We start from the raw sequence: 15,808 nt of genomic DNA, 5'->3' as shown, positions 1-15,808 counted from the left end.
CGGGAGGAAGAGATGGAACTGAGTGGGAAGACAAAGATCGATGACCTCTTAAAGGATTATCCCTTCTTGATGGACTTTTTCGTCAACAGGTCGCCGAAGTTCAAGATGTTGCAGAGTACGGTGATGAGAAAGACGGTAGGGAAGGTGGCCCCTTTGTCCCATGTTGCCGCCATAGGGGGAATTGAACTCAACGAGTTGCTTGCCGAGATCGCCGCTGAAATCAAGGCAAAGACGGGAGAGCGGGTCACTGTTGCGAGAGAAGTCGGAGAGGAGGTCGGAGCGGTTTCAGGCGCCGAGGCACGGCAAGAGATCTTAAAGGATATCATTAAGGACCTTCATAAGGGCGTTGATATGGAGGTCCTGAAGAGAAGGTTCCATGAGCTTATCAAGGATATCGATCCCTCGGAGATAGCGAGGATGGAGCAGAACCTCATGGCGGAGGGTATGCCGGAGACCGAGATTAAGCGCCTCTGTGATGTTCACGTTGAGGTATTCAAGGAGGCTCTCGGTAAACAGGAGGCGCCGACCGCACCCGCCGGACATCCCCTCCATACCTTCATGAAAGAGAACAGGGTTGCCGAGGGAATAGTGCTGGAGATTAAGGGCGTCCTCGAGAAACTCTGTGATACCCCTGAGAAAGAGGTCTTCAGACAGCATAGGAAGAGTCTCCTTCAACTCATAGACCGATTGTCTGATATCAACCTCCACTACCTCAGAAAGGAGAACCAGTTGTTCCCGGTCCTCGAATTGCACGAAATCACCGGGCCCTCCGAGGTCATGTGGGCCATCCATGACGACGTACGCCAGACGCTGAAGTACGCGAGGGGACAGGTTGCCGAGCTCCAGGTGCCACTGGTTTACGGGACGATCAAGTACCTGCTGCAAAGTATCATCGATATGATCTACAAGGAAGAGCATATCCTCTTCCCCATGGCTTTGGAGATGCTGAGCGAAGGAGATTGGGTTAAGGTGAGAAAGGGTGAAGAGGAGATCGGATATGCCTGGGTCGAGCCGGAAAAGGGATGGATGCCTGTTGTTGAGGTTTCCCCTGCAGAGAAAGCGGTTGCGGCCGGGGAACTGAGTCTCAGCACCGGCCGGCTGACCCCCGAACAGGTGGACCTCCTCCTTACCCATCTGCCCGTTGACATCTCCTTTGTGAATGAGAACGATGAGATTGTCTACTATTCCCAAACACGAGAGAGGGTCTTTCCGCGGAGTCCCGGCGTCATCGGGAGGAAGGTCCAGAAGTGCCATCCCCCAAAGAGTTTCCATATAGTCCAGAAGATTCTCGATGAGTTCAGGAGCGGAAAGAGAGACGTTGCCGATTTCTGGATCCAGATGAAGGGCAGGTTCATCCATATCAGATACTTTGCCGTGCGTGACGCAAAGGGCTTTTACAGAGGGACGATGGAGGTGAGCCAGGATGTCACGGGAATCCGGAAACTTGAAGGCGAGCAGAGGCTGCTCGACTGGGATTAGAGGAGGAGGCGTGTCATGGGCTTTTTGCGCTGCTCAATCATCGGCAGTCCTGATTCCCTCGATGAGCAGATAGGTGTCGTCTTTGAGAAAGCGAGTCTTGGTAACCTTCAGCCTCGGAGCGCTTTCGACGAGGTGAAGGGTGTTGCGATCAAAGCGAGCCCCATAGACCTTTTCCACAAAATTGGCAAAGAGCTCCTGCCGTTTTCGCAGAGCGGGCGTCTTCGAATAGATGATTTCCAAAAGCCTGAAATGTCCGCCGGGTTTCAGAACCCGGGAAAACTGCGCAAGTGCAAGGGGCTGAAGTTCTTCAGGCATGACACAGCAGAGGAAGGTCGAGATGATCCAGTCATAACGGACTGACGGAATGGATTTCATGAGACAGGCATCATCACAAACAAAGTTGACACTGCAGGCCGCATCCTTCGCCCGCTTCTTTGCCCGCTTCAGCATGGCTGCGCTCAGGTCAAGGGCGGTCAGGGTCACATTGTGATGATAATACCTCAGGTTCCTCCCGGTGCCGATTCCTGCCTCAAGCACTGACCCCCGCACATCTTCGACGAGGACGGGCCTCCACTTCTTATACATCAACTCCCAGGGGAGGTCGAGGAGGTCATAGAACATTGCGGTGATCCTGTATCTCCCGAGATTGGGGCTGTTTTTTTCGTGGAAATGCGGTGCGATCTGGGTCATGGCGTTGCGGCGAACAGGCTGTTATAACTCGCTGCCGTTACAGCATCAACAACGTTGACATATGTATTGTTCAAGCTCTTCAATAGTGATGTCCCGCGCTTCAGCAATTCTCTCGCCGTCGATCTCGACGGAGGGAAATTTGAGCGCGAAGATTCTCTTTACGACGCCGGTGTCGGTCTTCTTTACGATCTCGACGTCGAAGGTATAGCGTTTCTTGAGTTCTGCAACCACAGAACTGATATGACTTCATGTCCTGCCCGGCGGGTCGTTAAAGTAGAGTCTCAGAAGCATGGCACACCTCCTTGAAATCAGAAGCTGTCTCGTATAAGTCAAGGCTTTTAATGAATTCTAAATCATTCAACCAACGGATATCAAGCGCCTTTACCCCTGGTCGTTCATGAGCTTCGGGGACCGGCGTCTGGTTGACAAGGATATAGGGACCAACCCCCTGCCACACACACCTGAAAACTTTGCTATAACGATGGGAAAGACGGAAGAAGGAGAGAGGGGTTAGGCCGGGTTGCGGGATTGAACCGCCTCACGCATCAACGCTCGCAGGAACGAATCTCATGTACCATCAGAACAGACCTTCCGGGGCTTTTGCGCCAAGGTGCTTGTAAGCAAGTTTTGTTGCGAGGCGGCCCCTGGGAGTCCTCTCTATCAGGCCCTCCTGAAGCAGATAGGGTTCATACACATCTTCGAGGGTGTCCCGTTCTTCCCGGAGGGCCGCTGAGATCGTCTCGATGCCGACAGGGCCTCCTCCGAATTTCTCTATGATCGTCGAGAGGAATTTTCTGTCCATCTCATCAAGGCCCCTCTCATCGATATCAAGGGCATCGAGGGAATGGCGCGTTATTTCTATATTGATAACACCGTTCCCCCTCACCTGGGCAAAGTCCCTTATCCTCCTTAGGAGCCTGTTTGCGATCCTCGGCGTTCCCCTCGATCTCCTCGCGATCTCAAGGGCTGCTTCGTCGGTGATCACGACGGAGAAGATCGCTGCGGTGCGGAAGACGATCTTCTTGAGCTCACGGGGACCATAGAATTCGAGCCTGTTTATGACACCGAACCTGTCCCGCAGCGGGGACGTGAGGAGTCCTGCCCGTGTCGTTGCGCCGATGAGGGTGAATTTGGGAAGACTGAGTTTCAGGGTCCTGGCATTCGGCCCCTGGCCGATGATGATATCGAGCTGATAATCCTCCATGGCAGGGTAGAGGACCTCTTCCACGATCCTCGGCAGACGGTGTATTTCATCAATGAAGAGAATATCCATCTCCGAAAGATTGGTCAGGATGGCTGCGAGGTCGCCGGGCCTTTCGAGCACGGGTCCGGAAGTCGTCTTGATATTCACGTTCAGTTCGTTCGCGATGATATTGGCGAGCGTCGTCTTCCCCAGTCCAGGCGGGCCACCGAAGAGCACATGGTCAAGGGGTTCATGCCTCTGCATCGCCGCCGTGATAAAGACCTTGAGGTTCTCCTTGATCTTGTCCTGGCCGACAAAGTCATCGAAGGTCCTCGGCCTGATGACAGCCTCGAAATTCTGGTCCTCCTGACTCTTGACCGGACTTATCTCTCCGCCGGAAGCTGAATCGTCGATCCTCTTCAACCTCGTGTCCCCCCGCGCTGCGAATCGCTTCCTCCCGTGAGATATTTCAGTGATTCCTTCAGCAGGTCCTCTATCGTTGTGAACCCCCTCTTCATCGCCCTCTCAAGGCATTCCTGGGCCTCTGACTTCTTATACCCGAGGTTCACGAGGGCGGAAAGAGTGTCTTCGAATATTCTGTCCTTCGGTTCCTGGACCTTTGGCAATTTCTCCTTCAGTTCGAGGATGAGCCGGTGGGCCGTCTTCTTGCCGAGACCGGGGATCCTGCAGAGCATCGCCACATCCTCAGTGTCGAGGGCATGGAGAAAGTCCTTTAACGCTACGCCCGAGAGGATATTGAGCGCCATCTTCGGACCTATGCCCGTCACCCCCAGGAGAGTCGTAAATATCCGCTTTTCGTCCTCAGAGGGAAAACCATAGAGCTGTAAAGCATCCTCCCGGACGTGGGTGTAAACCGAAAGAAATACTTGAGAGCCTTCAGGAGGAAGGGAGGAGAGAAGGTTCACAGGCAGGTTCACAAGATAGCCGACCCCGCAGGCCTCGACAATGACATTGTCGGGCTTCTTCGATATGAGCTTTCCTCTCAGGGACCCGATCATCGTGACCCCGCGAGGCGCACCGTGCGATGTGAAACATATTTCAGGAGTATTCTCTCACTCATAACTGATAACGGATTTCCCATCACCGTTTCGGGAACTTCACGGTATTCAGGTGGCAGATCGAGAGGGCGAGTGCGTCCGCACTGTCAGGGGAGAGGGCGATCTTCAGATCGAGGAATGCCCTGACCATCGCCTGGACCTGGCTCTTTTCCGCCCTTCCGTAACCGACAAGGGCCTTCTTCACCTGCAGCGCAGAGTATTCGTAAACCCTGAGTCCCTGCGACGTCGCCGCAAGCATCGAGACCCCTCGCGCGTGGCCGAGATGCAGAGCTGCCTTTACGCTTTTCGCGAAGAATACACGCTCGATGACTGCCTCAACGGGCCGGTATTCCCTGATGATCTCGGCAAGGGCCGAATAGATATCGTTCAACCTTGCGTGGAGCGCGTCAGCCGGCGACATCTCGATCCTCCCTGACGCTACATAGCGGCACCCGTCCTTCCCATTGGATCCGGTTTCGCACTCTACGATTCCGTAGCCGCAGATACGACTTCCGGGGTCAATGCCGATAACCCGCAGACCCTTCAAGCGATTGGCCCTATCTCTTCCTATGGGTCTCAAAGAGTATTTCCTCCACCATCTGGCAGAGGACATGGCCGAGCGTGGAATGGGTTTCCTGTATTCGCGGTGTGTTGTCCGATGGAACGATAAAGGCAAGCTCGCCTTTTGAAGCCAACTTTTCGCCCTTTGCTCCCGTGAAGACAATCGTTCTGAGCTTCTTTCGTTTTGCTGCATCCATCGCCTTCAGCACATTGGCTGAACTGCCGCTCGTGCTTATGGCAATGACTACGTCTCCTTCCTCAGAAAGACACTTGAGCTGGCGGGCAAAGATCTCGGAATAGTCGTAATCATTTGCTATGGAGGTGATGACGGCAACATCCGTGTTCAGGGCCATTGCAGGAAGCCCTGGCCGCTCCTTCTTGAAACGGTTCACAAACTCCGCTGCCATATGTGAGGCGTCTGTGGCGCTGCCGCCGTTTCCGAAGAGAAGGAGTTTCTTTCCTTCGTTGAAGGCTTCAGCAATCATCTTTGAGGCTTCCACGATCACCCCGAGGTGTGTCTTTATGAATTTTTCTTTTACGCTTATGCTTTCTTCGAAGGACTTGAGTATCTTCTCTTCCATCCGGACAGTATCTCCAGCGAACTTCCCATCCATGGTTCGTTTGACGGTGGAATGAACAGTATTGTTAGACTAAATCATGCATCATTTTAAAGTCAATATCCTTGCCAAAATCTTCCATGCCTGCCTGACAGCTGATTGCGACGTTCAAGTCAGCGATACACCTGCGTCGTTTGACAGCGCTACCATAAGGCGTTATAGTTAGCTTGTGGATGGCTGAGACAGAGACTTTGAAAAGGAGGCGAATACGATGAAATGCCCGAAATCCTTGTTCGTTCTTTGTTTGATCCTGTCGACAGCGTGTGCCCAGGCTATCCGGATGGAGGACGTCAGAATGATCGATGCTATACCAAAGGTGAGTTATATCACCTACGTCTATAGTTCCGGAAGTGATAACAAGTACAGGGCCGTATTTCTGAAGAGTCCTGAAAGCGACTTAGAGGTTGTTCCTTTCTCTTCCAACATAATGATGACGAAGGGCTCCTTCGACGATGCGATGACTTTTATGCGGCATGGAGCAGGCTACAGGAATGTAGACGTCCAGAGCGTTCTGTATAAAGGTAAGACCATAGGATACTTGCTTACACAGCCCCGGTACGTTCTTGGAAAAGAGGAGATAGAGCCTGAGCTCTATGAGCGGGCCGGGAAGATTTACTTCTCGGTCTCCGAAAGGTTTTATGATGATTGATGGATGAAGACTGGGCTGAAGTCTTTATAACCTACGATCCCCTTGAAGCCGAGATGATCAAGGATCTCCTCGAAAGCGGCGGTATATCCGTCGTCCTGAGGTCTTCAAAGGTGAGTCCCTATCCGGTCAATATCGGGAAGATGGGCGAGATTACAATCCTCGTAAAGAAGGAAGAGCAGGACACTGCGGAAAAGGTGATAAGAGGCGAGATCGCCGGCGACGAGAGCCCCCCTGATGCTTGACACAATGCATTGATGGGATTCTTATTATCAATGTTCAGAAAGGGACCAGCGCAGAGGCAGCTGGTCTCAGAGGGACGCGCCAGAGGGGGGGCGAGATAATACTTGGCGATATCATTATAAGCGTAAACAATAAGCCTGTATCATCATATGATGACTTGAGGAACGAATTTGACAAGTACAGAATTGGAGATGTGATAGACCTCGGAATAATTCGCGATGAAAAGAGGATGACTATTTCGGTCAAACTTGAGGAGGTTCAATAGGTTACTGAAATCCGGACCGTTTCGTGCTCTTGCACATGTCCGGAGTACCGCAGGCAATAAATAGTTTTTACGTTTCCTCCACGCCCAATGTGAGCGATACTCATTGACACCACAGCCCGTCTGTTGGTAGTATTTATTCATACCAGAGAAAGGAGCAAACCAATGGCGACAGCAGTCAAGAAAACAATATCACTGCCACCGGATCTCGCTGCCGATGCCGAGACACTTGCAAGGGAAGAGGGGAAGACGCTAAGCGCGGTCATCCAGGATGCCCTTAGGGTAGCTAGGCAAAAGAGACTGAAAGGTGAATTCCGGGATATGCAGGGATACTGGTCCAAGAAGGCGAAAGACAAGGGGGTACTGACAGAGAAGGACCTCGAAAGATATCTCAGGAAATGAGGGTTGTCTTTGATAGTAATATTTTCATCTCCGCATTGACCCTACCCGGCGGCAAGGGGGACGCTGCGGTGCTGAGGGTCATTGACGGCAAAGATACCCTTATTATCTCTCGAGAGATCATCGATGAAGTCCTCACTGTGCTGGCCAAAAAATTCAGCAAAGACGCAGAGGCATTAAGCCGTGTGGCCGTCAACCTTGTGGGCATTGGGGAGATCGTGCGTCCTTCTGAATGGCTGAAGGTTTTCGACGGTGATTCTGATAACCGTATTCTCGAATGTGCGGTTGCGGGCAACGCCGAAGCAATTGTAACCGGCGACAAGGCCATGCTTATGTTGAGGAAGTATCGGCACGTGAGGATCATTTCCCTCACTGGGTTCTTGAGAAGAGGTTAGTGAGCGAGGCCTATAGTGGGTCTTCTTTTGGGGAACACCGAACGGCGAGTATTTTTCCAGGATCGAGCAGCCCCGTGGTGGGAATTCGGTTGATATCTTCCATAAATCTACCTCCTGAATCTCAAATTTATGTCCTGGTCACGAGTCCTGTCCCTCTCATCAGGAGTCCTATGTGAAAAGGAACTTTTTAGTCGCGCGACTGTCCGACGCTGAATATCAAGAGCAAGGTCACTATACCTGCAATTACTAAAACCGGCAAGGCGATTGGCGGCAAGGATCCGCGCATAGCCAGCATGACAGCTCCTACGACTACGGCTACAAAAAGAAATAGTAGCAACGACAGCAATGAGTTTTTCATCTTCATGGTTCTCATCCTCCGCCCCATTCGTTATGATCTAACCTTGTCCTCTTGTTCTCCTAATCTGGGGATGGCGTAAGCAGCCCAATTGTTTTGTTAAGCTCGGTTTGCGCGAGGCGATGTTCAAGGGAGGCCTGAAGCGCCTCCATTTCCGCCTTCTTTAGCGCCGCAACAGTTTCCGCATGCCTGGCTGTCGTCACAGTCCCCGCCTTGAGCCGGTCTCCGCTGAGGCGTTCATTCTCCTTCCACAAGAGAAGGGTCTCATGGGTAACGTCCAGCATCGTTTTGGTCCGTTCAAGCTTTCGATATCCCTTGTCGAGTTCCACCTTGATGCGGTTGTCTATTCTTGCGAGGTTTTCTTCTGCCTGTAAGAGTTGAGCGCTCCTCTGGCCGATTTCACCTTTTCGTTTGCCCCAGTCGAAAATGTTCCAGGTCATTTCTGCGCCAAAAAGCCCGACATTATGTTTCAGAAACGACGCACCATCCTGGTAGAGGTGGCGGGCGAACAGCGTTATGTCGGGGATGTATTCGTAATGGGCGGCGTTCACCGCGTGGCGCGACTTTTCTACGGTTTCGCGTGCGCCACGCAGTTCCGGGTTTCTGGACAGTGCCTCCTCGTAAGACCATTCCCTGGGCGGCACCGACAGCTCCGGGAGGCCGGCCTCGGCCACTGCCAGGGGAGAGGCGCTTGGAAGGCCCAGCAGATCATTCAGTTCCGAGGACAGGTCGGCAATCCTGTTCTCCGCAGTGAGAAGCTCTTGTCTGGACTGGAGCAGGTTCGCCCTGCCTGCCGTTACCGCCACATCGAGAAGATTGCCGGCCCTGACAGCATCCTCATTCTCCTTGAGGTTCTCCTCGGCTGCAATAAGCATGGCCTCGGCGGTCTCTCTTTGCTTGTACGCTACCAGCAATCCGTAATACAACTGGTGTACGGCAAGAACAATCTCATCTTCGGATTTCTTCAGTTCAGCATGCGAAATGCCGCGTTCTGCCCGGGCAATCTCATTGGCTTCATGGATTTTTAAAAGCTGCGTGGTCGGCTGACCGAGGGTGGTCTCGCTGAGGAAAAAAGTGTTGGAACCTTGATTAATTGAAACATCCTGGCTTGGGAACGGGCCGGTGCCGGTTACATTTCCCAGACTGCCGGCCGGTATCTTTACCAGGTCACTGTTCGACAGGGTGACCAGTTTCGAGCTGTTGGAAAGTTGGGGGAAATACTGGGAACGAGCGGTGAAGATCTTCTGGTCGCCCTCTTCCACCTTCGCCCGGCCGATCTTTATAACTTTATTCTGCTTCAGGGCTATTTCGACTGCTTCGGGGAGTGTAAGAGGCTGCCTGGAGTCTTCTGCCGACGCCCCTCCGCCCAATCCGAAAAGTGCATATGCGAAGATTACCACGACGGCGGCCGCGGGAGCCTTCTTGATACGCGATCTGACGACCACGTAGAGCACCGGTACGACGAGAAGCGTGAAGAACATGGAGAAAATAAGTCCCACGGCCATTACGGAGGCAAGGGGACTCCAAAGCGCAGAACGGGAAAGAATCATTGGAGTCACCCCCACCGCTGCGGCCATCGTCGTGAGAAAGATGGGCCGCAGACGACGTTGCCCGGCCTCTGTCGCTGCTTGCTCGAGGGAGTGCCCCTCGGCCATCTTCTCCTTAATATAATCGACGAGGATGATTGCGTTTCGCACCACGATACCGCACACGCTCATGAGGCCTATAAATGCCATGAAACCAAAGGGGTTACGAGTCACAAGCAATCCGACCGCCGCACCAAGAAGCGATAACGGTATCGATGACATGACGACGAGTGGCTCCGACACATTCCGGAATTGGATGAGAAGCACGAGGAAAATAGCGACCAGGCTGATCCCCAGGGCGGCGAGCAGCTGAGGCATGTTGTCATCCGTATTGAATTTTTCTCCTCCATAGTAGATGCGGTACCCTGGAGGCAGCTTGAGCGCAGCGATCTTCGGGGCAACGGCGTCAAACAGAGCAGAGCCGTAAAACCCCTTTTTGACGAAACTGCGCAGCGTCAATGTCCTGACGCCGTTCCGGCGCACGATGCGGCTGGTCTGCCATTCAGGCTTAACATTGGCAATCGCCCGCAATGGCACCCTCGCACGGGTGAGCTGGGATTCCATGTACGAATCACGGACATCGTCAAAGGAAGAGCGCTCGTCCTTGTTGAGGCGAAGGAGGATGGTCACCCCTCGGTCTCCCTCCCAGAAGGTCGAGACCGGCTTGCCGTCAAACCCGCCTGACAGGACCTGAGAGACCCCGGCATGGGTCAGGCCGAGACGATTGGCCAGTTCCTTTTCCAGATCCACATCAACCATGGGGGAGTCGTTAAAGTAGTCACGATGGACATACCTGGAAAAAGGCACTGCCCGCACGATTTTCTCAACCTCCGTTCCAATCTGTTTCAGCGTGGCAATGTCGTCGCCTGAAATCCGGATCTCTATGGGGGCCTCCTCTACCGACCCCTGCTTCAATTCCTTCACGATAACCATGGCTTCGGGAACGACAGCGGCTAACTTCACTCGCAGGTCTGCCACCAAGCCAGGCGTCCCTTTTGCCGATTTGGTATTGACAATGAACTGGCCGTATGCGCCATCGGGCTGTTGGGGGTTGACATTGTAGTAGAACCTCGGGAAGCTCTGTCCGACAGAGGTCGCGTAATGGACCACTTCAGGACGAGTGGCCAGATACTTTTCGATCCGGCCCATGGCGGCATCCGTTGCCTCGATGCGCGTACCCTGACGCATCCAGAGATCAATCACAAACTGGTTGCGTTCGGCAGAAGGGAAGAATTGCTGCGGCACCATTTTGAAAAGCAAAGCGCCGGCACAGATGGCTCCGAGTCCGACGGCCATGGCCAGCTCTTTTCTTCTCATAAATAAGACGATCGCCTTTCCGTAGACGTTCTGGAGACTGTCAAGGAGATTGAAAGATTTCTTCTTGGCCGGGCCTCCGTCGTCATGGAGTCCCTTTTTTATAAAAGACCTGCAGAGGAAAGGCGTGAGCATGCAGGCTACGATAAAGGAGACGCTAAGAGCGATGGTCACGGTGAGCGGGAGGGCAATGATGAACTCACCGGCTGTGCCGGTGAGGATGAGCAGGGGCAAAAACGAACAGATGATGGTCACCGTCGCAGTGAGAACGGGGACGAAAACTTCCGTCGCAGAGCGCCACGCTGCATCCGCGATTGTCATCTTATGATCGAGGAGCTCGACGTAGTTGTCTGCGATTACGATGGCGTCGTCGACCACGATACCGAGGACGACGATCAGCGATGCAATCGATACCTGGTGTAAGGGAATACCGACGGCGTTCATGATCCCTATCGTTGTAGTGAGTGTGACCGGGATGGCCACTGCCGCAATAAGGGCGACATGAAACGGCAGAAGGATGATGGTGACGAGGATGACCGAGCCAATGGCAAGCATGAATTCACGGCCGAGGTGGGTAATGCGCTCCCTCACCATATGCGGCTGATCCGCGATAAGATCGACTTTCAAATCGGGAGGCAGCAGAGAACGAAGCTGGGTCATGACTTCGTCAAGGCGATCACCCAACTCGGTGACATTTTTGCCCTTCTGCATTTCGACCGACAGCAACACACTCGGCTTTCCATCGTAGCGGGCAAGGAAGACCGGGTCTTGGTAGCGCCGCTCGACCCTTGCGAAGTCCTTGATATAGACAGGCTCGCCCGTCTTTGAGACATCGACCAGAACATTTGCGATCTGGTCTTCCGTGGTGAACGGTCCCGTTGTCTTCATCGGGATCTTTGAACGGCTGGTCTCGGCCTTTCCCGTATCCGTGATCATGTTCCTCTGCTCCAGTGCCTGGATGATGCGCTCCGGATTCACAAAGTACTGGGCAAGGCGGGCGAGGCTTCCTGTGACCCACACCTCCTCGGTCTGCTCGCCGTAACGCATCATCTTGCCCACGATACGCACGGTCCGGAACCGGTCCTGTATCGTGTCAACATAATCGCGCAGTTCCCTGTACCCGTACCGCTCCCCGTGGATGGCGACGAGCAGCGCGACGGTGTCGCCGAAATCAGAGTTCACGATCGGCCCGCGGACACCGGAGGGCAGTTCTGTCTTTGCGGTTTCAATCATTTCATGGCGGAGCTTTGCCCAGAAAAGATCCGAATTCTTGACATAGTCCTCCAGTTCCACATTGATAATGACAAGACCCGGCCGGCTCGTGGAGTAGGTCAGCTCCTTCCTGACTTCAGGAAACTTGAAAATATGTCTTTCAAGCGTTTTTGTAACCTGCTTCTCGACCTGCTCCGAGGTAGCACCAGGATACTGAGCAATCACAATGCCTGTGCGGATGGTGACCGTGGGATCTTCAGTCCTCTGCATATTCATCATTGCGTAAATCCCGGCAGTGACGGCCATGGCCGCAAGAACAAGGACAACGGATGGATACCGAAGTGAACTCTTGATGGGGTTCATTGTGCCGATTCCCTTTGCTTGTCAGAAGCCTTTTCTGAGGAGGGGGGTGCTATCGTAACAGACATCCCGTCAAGGAGATGATCCTGACCCGCAATAACGATCGATTCGTCTCCTGAGAGACCTTCTTTAATCTCCACTTCGGTGCCGCGAAATCTGCCTATCTTCACCCTCTTACTATAGACGCGCTGCTGCTTGGGAAAGTAAATGAATACCATCGTCGCTCCCTGATCGTCGCGGACGATTGCTTCACCCGGTAGGGTCATCATCGATATCTTCTGGTCGCCTACAATCTTCGCCTCCGCCACCATCCCGATTCTTATCACGTGCCCAGGGTTGGGCACCCTGATGCGGGTCATATAGGTCCTCGTGCCCGGATCGGCTGAGACATTGATGATGCGAACGGTGCCCTCGAAAGCTTGTTTCGGAAAAGCAGGAATCGTGATAAACACCTTTTGCCCTATTTTCACAAGGTGTATATCCGTTTCCGGTACGCCGACGTTCGCCTCCACTGTGTCCAGTTCGACGATTTCAAAGACCGGCCGGCCTGGGCTTGCCGTTTCCCCAGGTTCGATGGACCGCTTTGAAATAAATCCATTTACCGGCGAGTGGAGCTCTGCATCGGTAAGACGTTTCCGGGATATTTTTTCTTGAGCTATGGCCTGCTCGTACTGTTGTCTGTCTGATTCATATGTGGCCTTGTATTTTTCATAATCGTTCGGAGCCAGGCTCTTTGAGTCGAACAGCATTTTCATCCGTCGATGCTCATCTTCGGCGCGTTCGAACGCTATTCGGGCCATGTCGGCTTGCTTCGTGGCTGTTGTTAGCGCCAGCTGGTAATCTATCGGATCGATAGATGCAAGTCTCTGCCCCCTTTTGACATAGTCACCTTCTCGCGGCCCGACGAAGATAACTTTGCCTGAAACGAGAAATGATACTTCTGCCGGTGAGTCTGGGGTGGAGACCGTCCCGCTTACGAATACCGTTTCGCGCTCCTGCACTTTTTGGACTTTGCCCACTATAACCGGAACAGGATAACTGTTCGCTTGCTTGTGAGTATCAGCCGAACACGCCATCAGTGAAATTGCTAAAATTGAGTGGCAAGCGATGATGAAGGTTGCTCTTAATCTTTTCGTCATGTTCTCCTCCTTCTTGATCGATTCCGGCGGTGTTTCTGCAAGCAGCCCAGTTCCTGTTCAAATAGTAACGGCAACTTTAAAGTATGTCAATTCTTAGCCTGTTAAGTTATTAACAGTCTCAAAATAATATTTACAGATGTGCTCCCTATTATTGGTCATGCCCGAGAGCCTTAGTCGGGCATCCATTCTGTTCAAAGTGGATTCTCGCCTTCGCGGGAATGACGGCCAAGAATGTGCAGACTATTCTGAGACCCTTAGTAATTAGGTGCCATATCAGTATTTGTTCACTGTCCTTTAGGTGAACAAGCCATCTCAGAGAAGTTTGCGAGAAATTGAACCACGAGGGTTGTCGGTGAAGTCCTCGAAAGAGCTATGCGCTGTTCTGTGTTGAGAAAAGACCGTTTCGCGGGGGCTGATAAGAAACGGTTTCTTGAGAAAGTTTCAAGAGGTACCCGCGGTGCTGTCCAAATTCCTTCTGGGTCTTCTCAGAGTAAGCGGCGGACTGAGGAAGACGATAGGCATAAACGTGGGAAAGCTGATTTTCGGGTCAGCCCACAGGGCGTTCGGCGGGAGATTCAGGTTTTTTGCAAGCGGCGGAGCGCGCCTCGATCCCCTGGTGATGGAGGATTTGGAGGCCCTCGGATTTACGATCCTCGAGGGTTACGGTCTTACCGAGACATCGCCGGTCGTGACCTTCAATCCGATCGAGGATACGTGGACAAAGACAACTATCTCTTTATTACAGGGCGGGTGAAGGAGGTGATCGTCTTAAGCTCGGGAAAGAAGGTCTACCCCGAGGACACGGAGAAGGAATATCTTAAGGTCCCTCTCATCAAAGAGATATGTGTTACCGGCGTTGAAGAGAGAGGATCGGTGGAATCTCTGCATGCCTTCATTGTCCCGAACTTCGATTATGCGCGAAAAGAACGGATAGGCAATATAGATGATTCCCTAAGATGGGACATAAATAAGGTTTCGGCGAAGCTTCCTCCCTATATGAGACTGAAGGGCTTTACCATCAGCCATGATCCGCTGCCGAGAACTCTCTCGGAAAATTGAAGCGGCACATGATCAAAGATCTCTTGAAACGAAAGGAAGGGCAGGCGTCGGAAAAGAGAGAGGAAGATAAGATTTTAATGAGCGACGATGTCGGCAAGATAATCGTGACGTGCGTTATGCCACTACTGAAGGAGCCGGTTCCCGTTCGCGGGTCCGATAATCTCGAACTCGACCTCGGCCTTGACTCCCTGCAAAAGATAGAACTCGTCGTGTCGATGGAGAAGGCTTTTTCCATGAAGCTGCCCGAGGCATTCGCAATCGACGTTCAGAGTGTGGACGAACTTGTCCGGAAGATCAAAGATTTAAGGGCGAAAGGGATTGAGGAGGGCGAAAAACCTCCGGCAGAGGACCTCTTCTCAGGAGAGATTACCGAAAAGGACAAGAGACGGATCGGTTTTAAGCAGGGAGCTCTTGAACGGGCGGTAGTTGCGGTACTTCTTTCAATCGCAAGAGTTATCTTCAAGATTTTCTTCGGTCTCCGCGTCAATGGGGTCGAGAACCTCCCTGAGCCCCCGTTTATTATCGCTCCCAACCATGTAAGCAACCTTGACGGATTTGCTATTGTCTCATCTATTCCCCGGGGGATCTTCAAGATATTCTTCTTCCAGGGCTTCCAGACATACTTCACCGGATGGGGCCTTTCCCTTTTAGGGCGGCTTGCACACGCAATCCCAATCGATCCGGGAACTTTCCTTGGCAACGCCCTGAGACTCTCTTCCTATGTCTTGAGAAACAGACGAATCCTTTGCATATTCCCGGAGGGTGGGCGTTCGTTTGACGGGAAAATGATGTCGTTCAAAAAGGGCGTAGGCATACTCGCGATCAAACAGGGCGACGCTGTTTCGCCGACTCTTCTGGGATGGCTCTCCGATCTTTGGGGATTGAGAAGGGCCCTTCTGGTAACTCCTCTTGCCATCCTCATTGCGGCTCTCTTGTGTTTTCTCTGCATGAGGTTCATAGAAAGAGACACCGAAAGCGTAAGAGCATAGCCGGGTTCAGATGCAACCTTTCTTCCTGAAAACCGCACTGTGACCTTTTGTCACAAGAGCAAGGTTTCCCCTGGACACATTAGATGATCGGGTAATCCAAACATGAAAATTGCCAAACTTGTACGAGTAAGCGTCATTCATCTGCGCGAGTTGATGAATGACGCGTGAAGAACTAAGCCGCTGCGCCGATTATGGCGCTTCGATAAGAATCTTCCGGTCTTCTTACAGGATATAGGGATATTTTTTCGGGGGTATAGTTGC

Annotated in this window: 17 protein-coding genes; 9 read left to right on the top strand and 8 right to left on the bottom strand. The window is 52.6% G+C overall.

Annotated features, from left to right (window positions below):
- The first annotated feature begins 12 nt into the window (after window positions 1–12).
- Complete coding sequence (locus tag VFG09_01845; GenBank protein ID HET6513875.1) at window positions 13–1,479, top strand: DUF438 domain-containing protein; 1,467 nt, start codon at window positions 13–15, stop codon at window positions 1,477–1,479.
- Window positions 1,480–1,512: 33 nt separating this feature from the next.
- Here VFG09_01845 and VFG09_01840 read toward each other — a convergent pair whose 3' ends face one another.
- The 6 genes from VFG09_01840 to VFG09_01815 form a co-directional block, all read right to left on the bottom strand.
- On the bottom strand, window positions 1,513–2,169 hold the full coding sequence (locus tag VFG09_01840) for a class I SAM-dependent methyltransferase (GenBank protein ID HET6513874.1): 657 nt from the start codon (window positions 2,167–2,169) through the stop codon (window positions 1,513–1,515).
- Window positions 2,170–2,214: 45 nt separating this feature from the next.
- Window positions 2,215–2,400 carry a hypothetical protein gene (locus tag VFG09_01835; protein HET6513873.1) on the bottom strand — a complete coding sequence of 62 codons (186 nt, stop codon included), beginning with the start codon at window positions 2,398–2,400 and terminating at the stop codon, window positions 2,215–2,217.
- 346 nt (window positions 2,401–2,746) lie between these two features.
- Window positions 2,747–3,775: a Holliday junction branch migration DNA helicase RuvB gene (gene ruvB / locus VFG09_01830; protein HET6513872.1), complete on the bottom strand. Its 1,029-nt coding sequence runs from the start codon at window positions 3,773–3,775 to the stop codon at window positions 2,747–2,749.
- On the bottom strand, window positions 3,772–4,371 hold the full coding sequence (gene ruvA, locus VFG09_01825) for a Holliday junction branch migration protein RuvA (GenBank protein HET6513871.1): 600 nt from the start codon (window positions 4,369–4,371) through the stop codon (window positions 3,772–3,774). Before ruvA ends, ruvB begins: the two co-directional genes overlap by 4 nt.
- 82 nt (window positions 4,372–4,453) lie before the next feature.
- Window positions 4,454–4,990 (bottom strand): crossover junction endodeoxyribonuclease RuvC, encoded by a 537-nt coding sequence (gene ruvC / locus VFG09_01820; protein HET6513870.1) that lies wholly within the window; start codon window positions 4,988–4,990, stop codon window positions 4,454–4,456.
- The gene (locus VFG09_01815; GenBank protein ID HET6513869.1) at window positions 4,968–5,552 is read right to left on the bottom strand and encodes a D-sedoheptulose 7-phosphate isomerase; all 585 of its coding nucleotides are present in this window, start codon (window positions 5,550–5,552) and stop codon (window positions 4,968–4,970) included. The genes ruvC and VFG09_01815 overlap by 23 nt, the downstream gene beginning before the upstream one ends.
- A 331-nt stretch (window positions 5,553–5,883) precedes the next feature.
- Between VFG09_01815 and VFG09_01810 the strand changes: the two genes are divergently transcribed.
- From VFG09_01810 to VFG09_01790, 5 genes are all read left to right on the top strand, one after another.
- Complete coding sequence (locus tag VFG09_01810) at window positions 5,884–6,237, top strand: hypothetical protein (protein ID HET6513868.1); 354 nt, start codon at window positions 5,884–5,886, stop codon at window positions 6,235–6,237.
- Window positions 6,237–6,479, top strand: a complete 243-nt coding sequence (locus VFG09_01805) for a DUF2007 domain-containing protein (GenBank protein HET6513867.1) — start codon at window positions 6,237–6,239, stop codon at window positions 6,477–6,479. Before VFG09_01810 ends, VFG09_01805 begins: the two co-directional genes overlap by 1 nt.
- Window positions 6,476–6,742, top strand: a complete 267-nt coding sequence (locus VFG09_01800) for a PDZ domain-containing protein (GenBank protein ID HET6513866.1) — start codon at window positions 6,476–6,478, stop codon at window positions 6,740–6,742. The genes VFG09_01805 and VFG09_01800 overlap by 4 nt, the downstream gene beginning before the upstream one ends.
- A 162-nt stretch (window positions 6,743–6,904) precedes the next feature.
- Window positions 6,905–7,141: a hypothetical protein gene (locus tag VFG09_01795; protein ID HET6513865.1), complete on the top strand. Its 237-nt coding sequence runs from the start codon at window positions 6,905–6,907 to the stop codon at window positions 7,139–7,141.
- Window positions 7,138–7,533 (top strand): putative toxin-antitoxin system toxin component, PIN family, encoded by a 396-nt coding sequence (locus VFG09_01790; protein ID HET6513864.1) that lies wholly within the window; start codon window positions 7,138–7,140, stop codon window positions 7,531–7,533. The genes VFG09_01795 and VFG09_01790 overlap by 4 nt, the downstream gene beginning before the upstream one ends.
- 417 nt (window positions 7,534–7,950) lie before the next feature.
- Here the strand turns inward: VFG09_01790 and VFG09_01785 are convergent, their stop codons facing one another.
- Both VFG09_01785 and VFG09_01780 read right to left on the bottom strand, forming a co-directional pair.
- Window positions 7,951–12,363, bottom strand: coding sequence for an efflux RND transporter permease subunit (locus tag VFG09_01785; protein HET6513863.1), 4,413 nt, complete (start codon window positions 12,361–12,363; stop codon window positions 7,951–7,953).
- Entirely contained in the window at window positions 12,360–13,499 is a 1,140-nt protein-coding gene (locus tag VFG09_01780) for an efflux RND transporter periplasmic adaptor subunit (protein ID HET6513862.1), read from the bottom strand. Before VFG09_01780 ends, VFG09_01785 begins: the two co-directional genes overlap by 4 nt.
- A 457-nt stretch (window positions 13,500–13,956) precedes the next feature.
- Here VFG09_01780 and VFG09_01775 point away from each other — a divergent pair, with 457 nt between their 5' ends.
- The 3 genes from VFG09_01775 to VFG09_01765 are packed head-to-tail and all read left to right on the top strand — an operon-like array spanning window position 13,957 to window position 15,547.
- Window positions 13,957–14,253: an AMP-binding protein gene (locus tag VFG09_01775; protein HET6513861.1), complete on the top strand. Its 297-nt coding sequence runs from the start codon at window positions 13,957–13,959 to the stop codon at window positions 14,251–14,253.
- A complete protein-coding gene (locus VFG09_01770; protein HET6513860.1) occupies window positions 14,214–14,558 on the top strand; it encodes a hypothetical protein in 345 nt (114 codons plus the stop codon). The genes VFG09_01775 and VFG09_01770 overlap by 40 nt, the downstream gene beginning before the upstream one ends.
- 8 nt (window positions 14,559–14,566) lie before the next feature.
- The gene (locus VFG09_01765; GenBank protein HET6513859.1) at window positions 14,567–15,547 is read left to right on the top strand and encodes a 1-acyl-sn-glycerol-3-phosphate acyltransferase; all 981 of its coding nucleotides are present in this window, start codon (window positions 14,567–14,569) and stop codon (window positions 15,545–15,547) included.
- The last annotated feature ends 261 nt before the right edge of the window (window positions 15,548–15,808 follow it).

The organism is Thermodesulfovibrionales bacterium (genome assembly GCA_035686305.1).
In the GTDB taxonomy this organism is placed as follows: domain Bacteria; phylum Nitrospirota; class Thermodesulfovibrionia; order Thermodesulfovibrionales; family UBA9159; genus DASRZP01.
Note: the sequence above shows the minus strand (reverse complement) of the source record. Positions and strands in the feature narration are given on the sequence as shown.